The sequence below is a fragment of the Acinetobacter sp. YH1901134 genome, assembly GCF_013416965.1.
GTDB lineage: Bacteria > Pseudomonadota > Gammaproteobacteria > Pseudomonadales > Moraxellaceae > Acinetobacter > Acinetobacter amyesii.
Window position 1 is genome coordinate 1 of the sequence record NZ_VPEW01000010.1, and the last position, 17318, is coordinate 17318.

Here is a 17318-nt window from a genome sequence, read left to right on the forward strand (position 1 = left end):
AGTTTGTTTATTTAATTTCAAAAACTTCTGCAAACTTGGATCTTGATAAAATATTTTACTATTATCCAAGCGGATAATTTTGTGTTTTTTTAATAACTCAACTAAAACCTTGGCAACATCATCACTCACTTTAAGTATAGCTTTAAGTGAGTTTAATAAACTTTCTAACTTTGCAGGTCTAGCTGCATTTTTTGTTAAATATTCACAATATTGAAAAATTAGCTCACCCACATTTTGCTCAGCTTTCACTTCGTTAATTACATGAGCAGAAACTAGCGGCTTTTCATGAATAATTTTAGCTTCAAATTTAGCTATTTTTAATAAATCAACAACATACCCCATGGAATGATCATTAGACATAACATCAAAACTAAATTCCTTAGCCGAAACTTGTGTAGAAAGTTGGCCTGCAATAAATGTTAGTCCAAAATCAGCTGCATCCTTCCCAATCTTTGGCATTTTTAATACTTTTAGTTTGCCATTCATAATAAATGGAGAGAGCTTAACTAAACCATCCAAGCTAAAACTTATTGGAGACTTGGCGTAAACTAAATAAATAGATGAGTATTGCTTTAAATAAGTTAGCAACTCATTTTCAGTTTTATGCAAATTTTCAATATCAAGTAATAATATTTTTTTCATAGCTCACCCATTTAATTATTTTATATTAATTCAGGAACATCTCGTGGCTATACAGCACTTCGTGACCATTCCAATAGATATATCCTTTTTCGATCAACTCTTTAAGTAATAATCGAACGTCAGATTGCGGGAACATTTGCTCCAATAAATCACGTAAGGCGTAGATATCTTTTGGTTTATCTGATTTTAATTCATGCAATTTTCGGATCACTTCCATTTGCACCGGGTCAATTTTATTGAAATTTTTAAATAAGCCTTGCTGTGCAGCCTGAATCATCGACGCCGTATCATCAGTATTTGAGGTTTGTTCTTCGAGTGAAGCAGTAAATGCATTCAGGTCTGTCTTTATCGGCAATGCTGTTTCAGCAGTCGTATTTAAATCTAGCTGCACCCATTGTTTGAGTACTTTTTTACGAATCGAAATCTGCTCATCAAAGCGTTTGACGATTTTTAGATTGATCAACATACCGACCAAATGCTGAGCTTTTTCGCTAGAGACTTGCAAAATATTCATCAGCGAGTTTTTCAGTTTATCCAAACTGTTGGGCTTGCCACTGAGTTTTTCCAGACCATCACAATAGTGTTTAATCAGTAATAAATCAGGTTTATTCCGAATGGTTTCTAGGTCAGGAATTTTATACTTCACTTTATGTGAAACTTCTTGTTCTGACTGAATTTGAATGAGATGTGCGCTGAGTCCAGAGCCATCCAATTGTTCCATCAGTAATTCAATATCAGGCATCGCTGAAATCACTTCAATATGCGCATCTGGATCCATCAAGGCCATCAGTTGCCCCACAATCACCGCATATTCAAATTCTTTTTGCGGCGTTTCTGGAATATCCAAAACCACCAATTGGCCACTCGCGATCCACCCTGCAATTTCAGTCAAATCTTCAAGTGCATATTCAAATTTTCCGCTACAGCTAAATACATACAAAGTACTGTAATGTTCAATGATATTGCGCAATAGATTTGCTGTGGGCGGGTTATTTTCCAAATCTAGCAGGACAACTTTTTGACTCATGAGATGAAATAATGGGTTTCGATCAGCAGATGCGGTGCATTAGACCTGTCACGCTGCAAAAGGTCAAATAAATTTACACCAATCCACAGCTTTGGCGCTGATTCGTCATCTGCCTGTCATTCAAAATCGACATTAATAATGCGGTGGGCGGTTGGTCATCGGGTCAAATGCCGCGATGCCTTCAGATAAATCTGCCGATTCAATACGACGATACAATATCTGCATTTGTTTCTTTAAATCAGCGATTTCGGCGTTTTGACGCGCAACTTGATCATTCAGTTGGTCAACTAAATCATCTAAAAATGCAATTCGGACTTGCAAATCTTCAATGGGTGCGGAAAATGACGCCTGTTCATCAAGATTTTGTTGTGTAGTCAATTTACACTCCTCATATAAGATTTCAGGAAACATTATGGCCTATATTACTTTAAGGGACGTCCAGCTTGCATTTGGCGGACCTTCCCTACTCGACGGCGCGAACTTCAGTTTAGAACGTGGCGAGCGAGTGTGTCTAATCGGTCGTAATGGTGAAGGTAAGTCTACTTTACTTAAACTGATTGAGGGAACTTTATTGCCAGATGGCGGTGAAGTTTCATTGCAAAATGGCATTACGATTTCAATGCTTGCTCAAGATGTACCCATGGATTCGGGCAAAGTTGCTGATATTGTTGCCGATGGTGCAGGTGAAGCTGCAACTGTTCTACGTGCTTATCATGAAGCCAGCGAAGCCTGCGTACTTGGTGATATGGACGCCTGTGAGCGCATGGGTAACCTACAACATCAGATGGATCAAATGGATGGCTGGTCACTTGAAACCAAGGTGAATGCTATCCTCAGTAAAATGGGCCTAGACCCAGAAGCTGACCTTGCAGATTTGTCTGGTGGTCGTAAGCGTCGTGTTTTATTGGCACGTGCTCTCTTGACGCAGCCCGACGTATTACTACTCGACGAACCGACCAACCATTTGGACGTTGAAAGTATTGAATGGCTCGAAAAATTCCTGCTTGATCAAAACAACTTAACCCTGTTGTTTATTTCGCATGACCGTTCATTTGTCGACAGCATCGCAACCCGTATTGTGGAACTTGACCGCGGTATTTTGCGTAGCTATGAAGGTAACTATTCACGTTACCTCGAACTCAAAGCTCAGCAAATGGAAGCGGAAGAAAAGCAAAATGCACTATTCGATAAAAAACTCGCTGAAGAAGAAGTATGGATTCGTCAGGGCATTAAAGCGCGTCGTACCCGTAACGAAGGTCGTGTTCGCGCCCTAAAAGCATTGCGTGAAGAGTCTAAAGCACGTCGTTCACAACAAGGCAAAGTGAGCATGGCAACGCAAGATGCGCAGCGCTCAGGTAAAGTGGTCTTTGAAATTGAAAACTTAGCTGTGCAATTTGGCAACAGTGCGCCAATCATCAAAGACTTCTCGGCACTGGTATTACGTGGTGACCGTATCGGCTTAGTCGGTGACAACGGTGTGGGTAAAACCACTCTTATCAAAGCTATTTTGGGTGAGCAAGAACATACTGGTACAGTAAAAACAGGTACACAGCTTGAAGTTGCTTACTTTGATCAGCTTCGAAATGCACTTGATCTTGAAAAATCAGTGAAAGATAACGTCTCTGAAGGCTCAGACCATGTCGATGTCAATGGTAGCCGTCGTCACATCTACAGTTATTTACAAGACTTCTTATTCTCTCCAGAACGTGCACGTACACCTGTTAAAGCACTGTCTGGGGGTGAGCGTAACCGTATTCTGTTGGCAAAGCTTCTACTAAAACCATCGAACCTTATCGTGATGGACGAACCGACCAACGACTTGGATATGGTGACGCTTGAACTGTTGGAAGAAATGCTCAGCGCTTACAAAGGCACACTGTTACTGATTTCGCATGACCGTGCCTTTATGGACAACGTGGTGACTTCGACTTGGGTATTTGATGGTAAAGGTCAAATCGATGAATACATCGGCGGTTACCAAGACTATTTGGAACAGCGTCCTGACCAAACTGTCGTGGATCAAAAAAGCGATGTGAAAAAAGCCATGGCTAAAGCCGAAGCAGCGGCTGCCGCTGCGGTGCCTAAAAAAGTCAAGCTCAGCTATAAAGACCAACGTGCCCTAGAACAACTGCCGACTGAAATTGAAGCATTGGAACAAGAGCAAGCTGAATTGTCTGAAAAATTAGCTGACGGTTCTTGGTTCATGACTGACGCCGATGCTGCGACCAAAGCATCACAGCGTCTAGCTGAAATTGATGACGAAATGCTAGAAAAAATGGAACGTTTAGATGAGCTAGAAACGCTCGCAAAAGGCTAAGCCTACAAATATTCCACACAGAAAAAGCCGTATTTCGATACGGCTTTTTTTTGTCATATGACTCGGCTGAATTATTAGATCGGATAACTCAGTTTCAAATTGGAGTATACAGCGTCTGTAAAGATGATTCCGCTAATGCGAAAAGCTTGCTATGGTGACGTTCAATATAAGATTGAGTCACGAGCATGCAAATTTCAGATCAAATTGTCTTGGTTACAGGAGGCGCACGTGGCCTCGGTTTGGCAATTAGCCAAACTTTAATAGCTGAAGGCGCACGCGTGGTCGTGAACTATCTATCCAGTCAAACTGCGGCAGAACAGTTGGCGACCGCATTTCCTCAGCAAGTGTTTGCCTATCAAGCAGATGTCACAGATAAAGCTCAAGTAGAACAGCTTTTTGCCGCAGCAGAAGCACATTTTGGTACCGCGATCACCTCTGTCGTGAATAATGCCCTCATCCATTTTCAATTTAATGGCGATGCCCGTCCTAAAATGGAAGAACTGACCGCACAGCACTTACAGCAACAATTTGGTGGAGCAGTCGTTGCTGCTCTCAACACCACTCAAGCGGCGCTTCCCAAGATGAAAGCACAGGGTTTTGGTCGCATTGTCAATATTGGTACCAACCTGGTACAAAACCCTGTCGTGCCTTACCACGACTACACTGCAGCAAAGGCAGCTCTGTTGGCCTTCACCCGCACAGCGGCGCATGAGCTGGGTGAGTTTGGGATTAACATCAATATGCTTTCAGGTGGCTTATTACAAAGCACCGATGCCAGTAAAGCCACACCCGATGCCGTGTTTGATTTAATCGCAGCATCGACACCTTTACGCACAGTGACCACGCCTGAAGAATTTGCGGCGGCCATCATGATGTTCTTGTCCCCTTACTCACGTGCAGTCACCGGGCAGAATTTGATTGTCGATGGCGGTTTAGTCAAAGGTTAAGTCTGATGCAGCATGAGGTTGAACTTTCTCTTTCAATTCAGCTTCATGCTAAACTGAACCCTATTTTTTAATCTTTGATTTAGCCCTATGAGTCAAAAGCCAACATATCAACCCGGAAAATTCCAATGGTCTTTCTTACTTCCTCAGTATTGGGGAATATGGATAGGGATTGTATTTCTTATGATTTTGGCGATTCTTCCATGGGCAATTCAGTATCGACTTGGGCAATTCCTCGGTTCTGTCGCATTTAACAATCTTAAGTCACGTCGTAAAACCACGATTCGCAACTTGGAAGTTTGCTTTCCTGAATGGACAGCAGAACAGGTTGAGGCCAATGCACGACAGGTTTTTATCGACCAAATGATTGGCATTTTTGAAACTTTAAATGCATGGTACAGCCCGCAGTGGTTCAAAAATCGGGTGCAAATCGAAGGCTTAGAGCATATTCAAAATGCACAAGCTGAAGGCAAAGGTATTTTGCTCCTCGGCACACATTCTACCCTGCTCGATGCAGGTGGCTATTTATGCGCACAGTTCTTTGAACCGGATGTGGTTTATCGTCCGCAAAATAATCCGCTGTTGGATATGTTGATTGTGCGTTGCCGTGCCACCATCTATGCCAACCAAATCGACCATGATGATATGCGTGGCTTGATTCGCAATCTGAAAAATGGCCATGCCATTTGGTACAGTCCCGATCAAGACTTTGGTTTAAAACAAGGGGTCATGGCACCATTTTTTGGTACTCCAGCAGCCACTGTTACTGCACATCGTCGCTTATTAAAAATTTCTAAAGCCGAGGCGATCCCATTGTATTTTTATCGCGATGGCGACATCAGCAACCCTCAATATCATGTGCTGATTGAACCTGCTTTGGACAATTTCCCGAGTGAAGATGAAGTTTCGGATGCTGTTCGAACCAATAAAATTATTGAAAATCAGCTACGAATCGCACCGACACAATACATGTGGTTCCATCGCCGTTTTAAAACCCGCCCACAAGGCTATGACAAAATCTATTGAGTTCAACTCAGCACATAAAAAAGAGAAATGCTATGAAAGTAATGCAGCTTTTACCTGAATTGAACAGTGGTGGTGTCGAGCGAGGAACCTTAGAAATAGCTCGTGCTTTAGTGACCGCCGGTCATGAGTCCTTAGTGGTTTCAAATGGTGGTCGCATGGTAACTCAATTGGAAGCTGAAGGTTCAACTCACCTCACGCTCGCAATCCATAAAAAAGCCTTATCAAGCTTATGGCAAATTCGTCCTCTACGTAAACTGATTGAGCAACATCAACCAGACATCGTGCATGTGCGCTCACGTGTCCCTGCGTGGCTCACGCATTTTGCCCTCAAAGGGATTCCTGCAAACAAGCGACCTCACCTGATTTCAACTGTACATGGTTTTTATTCGATTAATCGCTATAGTCAAATCATGACGCAGGCTGAAAAAGTCATTGCGGTCTCGGATAGTGTTGTCAAATACATCACGGACAACTACAAAAACTGTCCTACCAAGGACATTGTGCGTATTTATCGTGGCATTGACCCCGCTGCTTTTCCACATGGTTATCAACCCTCAGCACAGTGGCTCAATCAAACCCTAAAAGATTTCCCTGAACTAGAAAATAAGCGTCTGATTTGCTTACCAGGCCGTATCACCCGTTTGAAAGGTCATGAAACCCTGATCCATTTAATGGAACAGCTACAAACACAGTATCCCGACGTACATGCGGTGGTGGTCGGTGGTGCAGATCCGAAAAAAGCGGCTTATTTACAAGAAATGCAAGACAGTATTGCGGCTAAAGGGCTGAGTGATCGGATTACTTTTGTCGGTCATCGTTCAGATATCCGTGAATGGTTAGCTTTTAGCGATTTGGTTTTGTCTTTGTCGAGCCAAGCGGAAACCTTTGGACGGACAGTACTTGAAGCACTGTCTGTAGGTACACCTGTAATTGGTTGGAACCGTGGTGGCGTAGCTGAAATATTATCGAATGTCTATCCGCAAGGTTTAGTCACTGTCGATGATGAAACACAATTACTCGACACCTTAAAGTTGCATTTAGACCAACCACAACACGTGCAGCCTATCAGCATGTTTAGTTTAAAAGAGATGTGTGATCAGACTTTGGAGTTGTATACGCAAGTGGTCTCTCAGCATTCAGCTTGATTGACTACACGCCATAGATCTTTGCTGCTCAGGATGAAGCTCGGAAAATATTTTTAATTCGGCAACTCAATCATCATCTAGAAAAGATATTGTGCATTTCACAATATCTTTTTTTCTATTAGGATTTTTTAACTGGCGATTTAATCCTTCCATTTCGCCCTTCAATTTCGGGCTTCCACTTAGCCCTTCCATACACGGTATCGGGACATCAACCAAAGGATTAGCGGCAACAACATGACATTCAGAATATATTTCAAACTTTGCCCTATACGCCAATAACCTCTATCTAAAATATCATGGCGTGCATTAAACAATTCCAATCCCACTGCGACGACCACAACGGTCCAAATCGCATAATGTGATTTCAATTGGCGGTGGTGGCAAAAGGCCACAAAAAAGAACAGGATTAAGCCAAGATAAATGGAAAGTGCATCTGTCGATAAGTGTGTAATCTGCAATATTTTCTGGTGCCATTCGGACAGCATAGAATGCCTCGTACTTATATTTATTGGAAATTCATCTCTTTTTTCTTGGCACACTGTATAAAGAAATTGATCATAAGAAAAGCAAAAATATGTATATCACAAAAGCAAAACCCGAGTTCTGCATCCTGCAAAACTCGGGTCTATGAGGTTGTGCTTTCACAAGTATTCTTTTTATTTTTTTATTGGCTTTCCTTTCCTGCATCTGTTCCGTGATGCTTCCATCGGCTTCGTCTTCCTTAGTGGGATGTTCCGTTCCCAGTTCCATGTGCCGATGATCAAAGAATAAGTCAATACACTTGACCTGACCATTCGTCAGAAGCCGAAAGCTGTGTAAGCTATTTCTTACACTTTTCTCTTAAATCAAACAAAATCAAGGTATCTTCGTACCATCCTTATAATCATGGGCGATTTCATCGGTCACAATCTTCTCCTCTTTCTCAGCTTTTTCTATACCCTCCTGAATTGCCTCTTGCGCTTCTTGTTCATCTTCATCTGTTTGCTCTAATTCTTCTTGGATTTGCTCAAATACCCTGCCTGTTTGCAGCACCACATAGACTGGAAAATGGTCTGAACCGATATTGGGCAAGCGTTCCATATGTACCAAGGCAAAATCTGTACTATGAAAAATATGGTCGAGCGACCAACGCAGCAGTGGATAATTGGCATGAAAGGTATTTACGAAATGACGTCCAACACGCGGGTCTAAAAGCCCACTGATTCGTTGAAAGAGTCGTGTAGTACGTGACCATGCCACATCATTCAGGTCCCCCATAACGATGCAACTTTCATCTAAATCTTTAATCTGATCGCCCACAATCAGCAATTCTGCATCGCGTAAAGTTGAATCTTTGGCTTCTGTTGGACTTGGCGGTTTGGGATGTAAACAATACAGTTGAACCTGATTTCCTGATGCTAAGGTGACTCGGGTATGGATCGAAGGAATTTCATCACTGAGAATAAATTTGACTTCAGTTTCACTAAGTTCTAACTTGCTATACAAATGCATCCCATACAAATTATCCAAAGGTACGGGTACGCGATAAGGATAATCAGCTTCAATCACTGCCAATTCATTTTGCCAAGTTTGATCGGTTTCTAGCGTGAGTACTAAGTCAGGTTGATGCTTTTGTATTTGTGCCAATAATAAGTGATATTGAGTATTCGGCGTAAGTACATTTGAGACAATGATTGAAATTTGTTTCTGTTTATCTAACTGGTCTGATCGAACTTTTTTGACTTGTTTTTTCCAAATAAAGGTATAAGGCAAAACCATTTTTAATTGATATGCCAAGGCAGCAATCAACCCAATTAAAATGATTTCACGCGCCAAGTCCCATTCAGCATTCCATAAAATTAAGCCTATGAAGGCAAATATGCCCAAAGCCAAGATTTGCAGACGCGGAAAATCTGCACCACGAAACCACCATTCATCTCGTGGTATGAGTGACCAAAATGTCAACCAAATGACGAAGCCAGCCAGTATTTCAATCCAAATCATTACGCCTCCCTTATATTCTTTATTTTTTATTGATTCATAAATTTATATCAGTTTTGCATGTAACATAAACAAGATATATTGCACAATATTATTGGTGTTTTCATTATGTAGCGCTTGCAGTTATGCGCCCTTTTGGTACACTCGAACCCCCTTTTTATTTTTTTAACGCACCGAGGCAAAGTGACATGAAAGTAGGTCTGGTCGGTTGGCGCGGGATGGTTGGTTCCGTCCTTATGCAACGTATGGTTGAAGAAAACGATTTCGCTCATTTCGAACCGTTTTACTTTTCTACCAGTAATGCAGGTGGTGAAGCCCCTGCGTTTGGTGGTAAGACTGCCCCAGCACTTATGGATGCAACGGACATTGATAGTCTGAAGCAAATGGATGTCATTATCACCTGCCAAGGTGGCGATTATACGACTGAAGTTTTTCCTAAGCTTAAAGCTGAAAACTGGAATGGTTACTGGATCGATGCTGCATCGACTTTACGTATGGATGATGAAGCGATCATCGTACTTGACCCAGTAAACATGAACGTAATCAAAGACGGCTTAGTGAAAGGTACAAAAACCTTCGTGGGCGGTAACTGTACCGTTTCATTAATGTTAATGGGTTTAGGCGGTCTATTCCAAAATAATTTAGTGGAATGGGCAACCTCAATGACTTATCAAGCAGCATCTGGTGCAGGCGCGCAAAACATGCGTGAACTGATTTCAGGTATGGGCTACTTGTACAACAATACCAAAGACTTGCTGGATGACCCACGTTCACCAATTTTAGATATCGATTCTAAAATTGCACAGTTACAACGTGGCGAAGGTTTCCCATCTGCAAACTTCGGTGTGCCTTTAGCGGGTTCTCTCATTCCTTATATCGACAAACAGCTTGAAAGCGGTCAGTCGAAAGAAGAGTGGAAAGGTCAAGTTGAAACCAACAAGATCTTAGGCAACCAGCAAATCGTTCCAATCGATGGCCACTGTGTCCGTATCGGTGCGATGCGTTGTCACTCACAAGCATTGACTTTAAAACTTCGTAAAGATGTTCCACTGGATGAAATCGAAGATATCATCGCAAGTGCCAACGATTGGTCTAAAGTGGTTCCAAATACCCGTGAAGCGTCAATGACTGATTTGACTCCTGTTGCTGTAACAGGCACCTTGTCTGTTCCAGTTGGTCGTCTCCGTAAGCTCAACATGGGTAAAGAATACCTAGGTGCATTCACTGTAGGTGACCAATTGCTTTGGGGTGCTGCTGAACCTTTACGTCGTATGCTAAGAATTCTCATTGATTATAAAAATGCTTAAGCATTTTTAAGTCTCTGAACAGGAAGCCGATCACAATTGATCGGCTTTTTTATGTAACTGTCGTGTAAATATTTTACAATTCTTTGACAACTCGCTAATCTATAATTTTCGCCATGCGACATATATTCGAGCTAAAGATTAAGATGACCGTATATAACAAATTAAAGATCGCCATTTTAGCCGTTATTGCATCTCAAAACATTCAAGCGATCAGCATTGATCCTGTACAAGTCCAGTCAGCACCCGGGGAATTGCTGTACGCTGAGATTCATTTTCGCCACTCAAACACATCTGTGCCGCTCAATGCAAGTTTAGCCACGGCAGAGGATTTGTTGAGTATGGGTACAGGGCATCAACCACCGGGACATTTAAACTTCTTTACGCGTCGTGATGGTGCAGGCAACGGGGTAATTACCATTACCTCTTCGCGTCCAGTAACCGATGCAGAACTTAATTTTATTGTTAATATTAAAGAAGGGAATGCTTCACGCCTGCAACAAATTCGTACCCCATTAAAACGCAATCCAGCGCCGTCAAATGCGACTCAAACCCGTGCCAATGAGCGTGCTTTAACACCTGTCGTGATTGTAAATGAAAAAGAAATTGCCTTAAATTTACCTGTCAGCACACTGTATACCGCAAAAGCACCCGTAGCTGCAGAACAACCCTTATTACTCAGTACCAAAGCACCGCCAAAGTTAGCACAATTAGCAACGTCAACGCCTGTTGCGATTGAACCAGTCACGCATGTGCAAAATTATAGCGTTGCACCTGCGGAGCAAAATAGCGCAAGTACTTCATCAGGTTCTGAAACATCAATTTCGCAAGTTACAAAAACCAATTCGACCGGCTCTGTCAGTTCAGAAATGCAAGCTGCAACAGCATCAACTGCAAGATCTCAAGACCCATTGGCACAAAAATTTGCTGCGGAGCAGGCAGCACAAAAACGTGAAAATCCAACAACGACAACTCAAACAGCATCTACACCAAAACCAACAAGTACTGCAGCTGCATCAACAGCAACACCAGCGGCAAAATATGTGGTTCGCTCGAATGAAAGCCTTTGGGGGATTGCTTCACGTATTGCGACAGAACAAAACCGCCCTGTTTCTGAGGTCATGCAACAGATTAAAAACAGCAACGAACATGCATTCATTCAAGGCGATGTAAACCGTCTGCGCCGTGGTGCGGCCTTAAATCTGCATGGTATGCAGCAAGCAAAACAGCCTGTAAAAGTCTCTGCTGCAGAACTTGCCAAAGTGCCTTCGAAGCAGTCAGGCAAAACCAAATACCGCCTGAATCAAGCTGAAATGAGTCTGGTGGCAGAGAAAGCGCAAGATTCGACACAATCTTCTGCCAACAGTGCAGCAGAAAAGAATAAAACTTCGAAAGAGTTGTCATTAAAAGTTATGACATCTCGTGAAAAAACCGTTAAATTACAGAGAAACGTAACTCAATTAGAATTGGCGCTAAATCAAAAGGATCACAGAATTCAATTATTAAATGCTCGTCTTGCTCAACTGCAACAACAGTTGAAAGCTCAACAAGCAGATAAAAGAAGCCAATAAACTAAAACGTTACCAATCAAGATTTTATAGGGATGAGTGCAACTTTATATCGCTCTATCTCCAAGGGGTTAAAACATGCTGATTTATGTGATTCCATTAGTGATCTTAGTGATCGTATTGGTTTTTTTAAACAAACGCCAAAAAGGTCAAGAATCAGATAAAGCCAAACCGACATCCACTAAAACCAAGAAAACGGGTGTTTCGGCCAAAGCGACTCCGAAGAAAACTCAAGTGGTTGAAAGCAGTGTCATTGAAAAAAAATCAATGACGCCATTAACGACCGATGCTCGTGGCAAAATTGAAAAATTAATTGCGGAACGTAATTTCTTTTCTGCTGAAGCGCAAATCAATCAATCATTAAAACGTGATAACTCACAACATGAGTTATATCTATATCTATTAGATATTCACATTTTACAAAAAGACGAATTTGCCATCAGCCAATTGCTGAGCCATATTCGTTCACTTGAACTCGATGAAATTTTAGAACAAGCTGAAGCAAAAAAAGTAGAGTTTGAAAATTCTCAAAATGTAAAAGATGATGCCATTAACTTTGTATCACCGATCACTGAAGAGGCTCCCTCAAAAGCTCAAAATACCTCTGATTTTGATGCTTTAATGCAAAGTTCAACTGCTGCACCTGTTGAGCCCAAAGCAGCCGAAATTAAACCACTAGATTTTAATTTCACCACTGAAACACCTGCAAAAGCAGAAATTTCTTCCCCAGTTGAAAGTGCGCCTGCTGAAAAAATACAGCCGCTTGAATTTGACACGCTTTCAATTTCACCAGAACCTGCACTTGAAGCAACACCGAAAACCGAAGAGATTGCTCAGCCATCTCCTGCCGTTGAAGAAATCAAACCGATTGATTTTGTAATGGACTTTGCCCCAAGCACTGAAGCTGCGGCTGAAACCAAAACAGAAACTGTAGAAGAAAAAATCGAGCCTTTAGATTTTTCATTTACAACAGAAACATCGGTTGTAGAAGAAAACAAAGTTGAAGCTCCAACCTTAAACTTTGACTTAGGTGCTTTTGAAACAGCAAAAACAGAAGACGCGGTTGTCGCTCCTGCAACAGAGATTAACCTTGAGTCTACGCCTGAAGATAAACCTGCCGCACCTGCTTCAAGTGGTGTGAGTTTTGACATTAGCGGTTTAGGCACACCGTCAACCCCATCTGCTACAGACCAAAACGATCCATTGGTTCAATCTTTCCCTGAACTGGTTGAAGTCAATGAAATTGAATTGAATCTTGAATTGGCAGCGCAATACATCAAACTAGGTGCTTATGACGCTGCACGTGAAATTTTAACTGAAAAAGAGGCTGAGTTTTCTTCAGCTCAGCGTCAACAAGCAGATCAGTTACTGAATCAAATCGCATCTTAAGCAAAAGCGATTTAAACTAAAGCAGTCTTTCAAGGCTGCTTTTTTTATGATGAAAAAAATTGCTCTTATTTATATGGGTGGTACCTTCGGTTGTATCGGTGAGCCTTTAAGCCCCATGCCAGCGAATGCTTTTTTACCTAAATTACAGCATGTGCTGCCACTACACCTAAACATTGAATGTTTTGTTGCACCTGTCATTCGTGACAGTAGTGCCTGTACGGCGCCCGACTGGCTGGCACTGATCCAACAAATTCAAAGTTTACAATTACAAAAATTTCAGCATTTCGTGATTATTCATGGCACAGACACGCTTAGCTATGCTAGCGCTGTACTTGCGCACTTTATGGGGCAGTCTGCTCATATCGTGCTTACAGGCAGCCAATATCCGCTGTTTAATATAGCTGGTGACAACACCCGTGAATTTACCGATGCCATCGACAATTTAAATTTTGCATTGGAATCGGTACACCAATCGAGTGTTGGGGTTTATTTGGCCTTTCATCATCAACTGATGCATGCTCAATCCGCACTAAAAGTACATACAACCGATCTGAAAGCCTTTGATGGGCTGCCAGCCACACAGCCACTTTCAATGCTTACATCGCCTTATATTGTTCAAGCCAATGATTTAGACAAAGCGGCACATTTCAATTGCCTGAATTGGATGTGGCAACCGATAACAACTAATCTACACAATCAAAATTTAGCCGCCCTGCTTACACACACGCCAGATGTTTTAATTCTGCAAGGTTTTGGCACAGGCAACATTGCCGTTGATGCTGAGTTACTCAATGTCTTGAAGACTATACAACAAAAAAATTGCAAAATTATTTTAAGTACACAGGTTGTTCATGGCGGTATAGATCAACGCTATGCTGTGAGTGACTGGGTCAAAGACAGTGGAATATTACTGAGCAATTGTTTGGGTCATGCAGATCTTTATGCCAAATGTTTGAAAATGTATTTACAATACGGCAGTGCCGCAGACTGGACTGCGCATTGGAACGATTAAGTCATTTGAGGTAACTATGCAACGTTTTGCGATTGGGATTGAGTTTTGTGGCATGCAATACAAGGGCTGGCAAACTCAGCAACCGGGCGTACCAAGCGTGCAAGAAACCATTGAAACCGTCCTCAGTAAAGTAGCCAATGAGCCGATCATGTTGCATGGCGCTGGCCGAACAGATGCCGGCGTCCATGCAACCAATATGGTGGCACATTTCGATACTCAGGCGATTCGTCCCATTCGTGGATGGTTAATGGGCAGTAATAGCCAATTACCCCGTGATATTTCCATCCAATGGATTAAGGAAATGGATCAGGACTTCCATGCCCGCTTTAAGGCGCAAGCGCGCCGTTATCGCTATGTGGTCTATAATAATCCACAACGTCCAGCTTTATTACATAAGCAAGTGACTCATGTTTATGCCAAGCTAGATGTGCTAAAAATGCAACGTGCCGCGGCCAAATTTGAAGGCACTCATAATTTCGAAAGCTTCCGTGCCGCAGCCTGTCAGTCCAATCAGCCTGTTCGTCATGTCAGCCATTGCCGTCTGATCCAACACGGATGCTACTTGGTCTTAGATATTCAGGCCGATGGTTTTTTACATCATATGGTGCGTAACATCATGGGCTGTTTATTGGAAATTGGGCAAGGTATGTATGACGTTGACCATATTGACGATATTTTTGCTGCTGAAGATCGTAAAGCAGCAGGTGTCACCGCACCACCCGATGGACTATATTTTATCCATGCAGACTATCCAGCTCAGTTTGAACTTCCTCAAGTTCCGTTAGGACCACATTGGCTAAATATGCCTGAATAAACAATCCCTCCCAACCTCACTTTCACAGTGGGAGGAGTGTCATTTTCTCCATTATTGCTAAGCTTTAAAATGAAAGTCCCCCTTTGAAAAAGGGGGGATTCTGTTTAGGGAATACTTTTAAATGTTCAACGTTAACGCTGCTTTCGTTTACGATATTCCACAGGCGTTTCATTGGTCCAGCGTTTAAATGCACGATAGAACGTACTTGGTTCAGAAAAACCCGTTAAGTACACAATGCGCTCCACACTTTCATTGGTATTGGCCAATAATTTTTTAGCCAAACGACAGCGATAGTCTGACAAAATTTGCTGAAAACTGGTATTGGCTTCTGACAACTGAGTCCGTAAACGACGCGGGGTAATGTTGAGCTGCGCAGCGACCGTTTCAAGCGTGGTTTCACCACTTTCTAGCGTTGAACCAATAGCACGGCGAACTTCACCGACCAAATCATAACGCGCCAACTCCTGAAGTTTTTCAATCGCCAACTGCTCATGCAATTGTAATAACTCAGGTTCTGCCTGCCACAATTGATACTCTAAAATAGCCGGATCAAAATACAATCGGGTTTCTTTCTGCCCTAAGCTCACAGGGCATTCATAAACACGGAAATACTCATCATCTGGCGCGCCCTGACTAAAGTTAAAGTCGATATAAATCGGCTGAAAACGCCCTTCAGTAATAAACTTAAAGAAACGCAAAACACCGGACATCGCGCATTCAGAAAAATGACGATTCACGATATTTTCTGCCCAAGGCTGATGACCATTGGTCAAATAGCAGCGGTCATCTTCAATCACCAATTGCGCATGAAAGGCATCGCTAATTAGGCGTTGATAGGCCAAAGCCCGCTTTAAACCTTCACCGAAATTCTCAGATGAAATAAATAAGTGTTCAATCACCTGCCCTCGATATAAAGGCAAATGCTCTCCCAGATGCAAACCAATATCAGGATCCTTACTGACTTCTTCTGCAGCCACCCAGAATGCAAATTGTGCATTCAATGGGGTACGGTCATTGGTTTCAACCTGATTTAATGCCACACCCGCTTTTGTTAAAATTTCTTCTGTTGGCAATCCGGCACGACGAATCGCTTGATACCCTAAACGCAACACAACAGATGCATCAGTTAGCTGACCCACTCCAGAACCTTCCTTGTATGTACTTCATTTATACCTAAAAAGATTGATTTTAGATTAACTGCGATTGACCAAACTGACAACAGTTACTGCACATTTTTTGTTGAAAATATTTAACTAAATTGTTCGCTTATTTTACTGACAGTCGATCAGTTCAAAGCCTTTTACGGCTTGTATTCTGAAAAAAAATTGACTATAATTTGCGCCTTGCTAATTTATTCATTCAGGTAGGCTATGGCCAATAAAGAGGAACTCATCGAGTTCGAAGGCGTTGTCACCGAGACGCTTCCTAATACTATGTTCCGTGTACGTTTAGAAAACGGTCATGAAGTGATTGCTCACATCTCTGGCAAAATGCGTAAACACTATATCCGTATTTTGACTGGCGACAGTGTTAAAGTAGAAATGACACCTTATGATTTGACTAAGGGTCGTATCACTTACCGTGCGCGCTAAGTTTTAGCGAAGCGAAAAAGCCACTTTATCAGTGGCTTTTTTTGTATTTATTTCAATATAATGATAAAAATTGACTGCAAATTTGCTTTACAGTTTAAAAACATAAAAATTCGATTATAAAATTCAAAATATAAGGACATAAAATCATATGAAACATCTAGGATTAGTCGGTGCTATCTTTTGTGTTGCTTGCGCCACGACAGGCCAAAAGCAACTCAATCAATCCCTACAACACTATATTGGACAGCCAGCTGATCAAGTTCGTAAAGAGCTCAACTTGAGTCAATTGGGCTATAAAGTGATGGGAGCACCCGTACAAAGCAACGAAAAACTTAGCTATACCATTTTACGCTCGATGCCAATCCCGATTGGTACACCAAATATCGGCACCAGTATAGCCATGGGCGCCCCTATCCCAACGCCGTCTAAAGGTGGTGTCACTGTCGATATGGAATGTAAAATCGAGTTCAAATTACGCAATCAAATAGTTGAATCCATTGACTATGTTGGCAGAGCTTGTTGATCCTGCATGAGAATCCTAGAGGCTAATCTTGCTCG

17 protein-coding genes are annotated in these 17318 nt (G+C 42.0%); 11 read left to right on the plus strand and 6 right to left on the minus strand.

Annotation, left to right across the window (positions count from 1 at the left end; genetic code table 11):
* The 3 genes from FTV50_RS11325 to FTV50_RS11335 all read right to left on the minus strand — a co-directional run.
* The coding region (locus FTV50_RS11325) for a PIN domain-containing protein (RefSeq protein ID WP_257223911.1) at positions 1-642 on the minus strand (642 nt) is incomplete at its 3' end.
* 25 nt (positions 643-667) lie between these two features.
* Positions 668-1669, minus strand: coding sequence for a hypothetical protein (locus tag FTV50_RS11330; RefSeq protein WP_180024467.1), 1002 nt, complete (start codon positions 1667-1669; stop codon positions 668-670).
* A gap of 132 nt (positions 1670-1801) precedes the next feature.
* The gene (locus FTV50_RS11335; protein WP_180024468.1) at positions 1802-2047 is read right to left on the minus strand and encodes a SlyX family protein; all 246 of its coding nucleotides are present in this window, start codon (positions 2045-2047) and stop codon (positions 1802-1804) included.
* 34 nt (positions 2048-2081) lie between these two features.
* On the opposite strand from FTV50_RS11335, the gene FTV50_RS11340 reads away from it, so the two are divergent.
* The 4 genes from FTV50_RS11340 to FTV50_RS11355 all read left to right on the plus strand — a co-directional run bounded on the left by FTV50_RS11340 (position 2082) and on the right by FTV50_RS11355 (position 7101).
* Entirely contained in the window at positions 2082-3986 is a 1905-nt protein-coding gene (locus FTV50_RS11340; RefSeq protein WP_078192744.1) for an ATP-binding cassette domain-containing protein, read from the plus strand.
* Between the two features lie 185 nt (positions 3987-4171).
* Positions 4172-4933, plus strand: coding sequence for a 3-oxoacyl-ACP reductase (locus tag FTV50_RS11345; RefSeq protein WP_180024469.1), 762 nt, complete (start codon positions 4172-4174; stop codon positions 4931-4933).
* Between the two features lie 87 nt (positions 4934-5020).
* The gene (gene lpxL, locus FTV50_RS11350; RefSeq protein ID WP_180024470.1) at positions 5021-5956 is read left to right on the plus strand and encodes an LpxL/LpxP family Kdo(2)-lipid IV(A) lauroyl/palmitoleoyl acyltransferase; all 936 of its coding nucleotides are present in this window, start codon (positions 5021-5023) and stop codon (positions 5954-5956) included.
* Between the two features lie 32 nt (positions 5957-5988).
* Positions 5989-7101 (plus strand): glycosyltransferase family 4 protein, encoded by a 1113-nt coding sequence (locus FTV50_RS11355; protein ID WP_180010178.1) that lies wholly within the window; start codon positions 5989-5991, stop codon positions 7099-7101.
* Between the two features lie 179 nt (positions 7102-7280).
* Here FTV50_RS11355 and FTV50_RS11360 read toward each other — a convergent pair whose 3' ends face one another.
* Positions 7281-7586 carry a hypothetical protein gene (locus FTV50_RS11360; RefSeq protein WP_180024471.1) on the minus strand — a complete coding sequence of 102 codons (306 nt, stop codon included), beginning with the start codon at positions 7584-7586 and terminating at the stop codon, positions 7281-7283.
* Positions 7587-7956: 370 nt separating this feature from the next.
* The gene (locus FTV50_RS11365; protein WP_180024472.1) at positions 7957-9084 is read right to left on the minus strand and encodes an endonuclease/exonuclease/phosphatase family protein; all 1128 of its coding nucleotides are present in this window, start codon (positions 9082-9084) and stop codon (positions 7957-7959) included.
* Between the two features lie 185 nt (positions 9085-9269).
* On the opposite strand from FTV50_RS11365, the gene asd reads away from it, so the two are divergent.
* The 5 genes from asd (at position 9270) to truA (ending at position 15168) form a co-directional block, all read left to right on the plus strand.
* A complete protein-coding gene (gene asd, locus FTV50_RS11370) occupies positions 9270-10388 on the plus strand; it encodes an aspartate-semialdehyde dehydrogenase (protein ID WP_180005293.1) in 1119 nt (372 codons plus the stop codon).
* A 143-nt stretch (positions 10389-10531) separates the two neighbouring features.
* A complete protein-coding gene (locus FTV50_RS11375; RefSeq protein WP_180024473.1) occupies positions 10532-11956 on the plus strand; it encodes a hypothetical protein in 1425 nt (474 codons plus the stop codon).
* A gap of 75 nt (positions 11957-12031) precedes the next feature.
* Positions 12032-13342: a fimbrial protein FimV gene (locus FTV50_RS11380; RefSeq protein WP_180024474.1), complete on the plus strand. Its 1311-nt coding sequence runs from the start codon at positions 12032-12034 to the stop codon at positions 13340-13342.
* 49 nt (positions 13343-13391) lie between these two features.
* Entirely contained in the window at positions 13392-14354 is a 963-nt protein-coding gene (locus FTV50_RS11385; protein ID WP_180024510.1) for an asparaginase domain-containing protein, read from the plus strand.
* A 16-nt stretch (positions 14355-14370) separates the two neighbouring features.
* Entirely contained in the window at positions 14371-15168 is a 798-nt protein-coding gene (gene truA, locus FTV50_RS11390; RefSeq protein WP_078189716.1) for a tRNA pseudouridine(38-40) synthase TruA, read from the plus strand.
* 131 nt (positions 15169-15299) lie between these two features.
* Here the strand turns inward: truA and FTV50_RS11395 are convergent, their stop codons facing one another.
* Entirely contained in the window at positions 15300-16307 is a 1008-nt protein-coding gene (locus FTV50_RS11395; RefSeq protein ID WP_078189717.1) for an AraC family transcriptional regulator, read from the minus strand.
* Positions 16308-16538: 231 nt separating this feature from the next.
* Between FTV50_RS11395 and infA the strand changes: the two genes are divergently transcribed.
* Entirely contained in the window at positions 16539-16760 is a 222-nt protein-coding gene (gene infA / locus FTV50_RS11400; protein ID WP_001284370.1) for a translation initiation factor IF-1, read from the plus strand.
* A gap of 148 nt (positions 16761-16908) precedes the next feature.
* Positions 16909-17283 (plus strand): hypothetical protein, encoded by a 375-nt coding sequence (locus tag FTV50_RS11405; RefSeq protein ID WP_078189718.1) that lies wholly within the window; start codon positions 16909-16911, stop codon positions 17281-17283.
* Positions 17284-17318 lie beyond the last annotated feature (35 nt).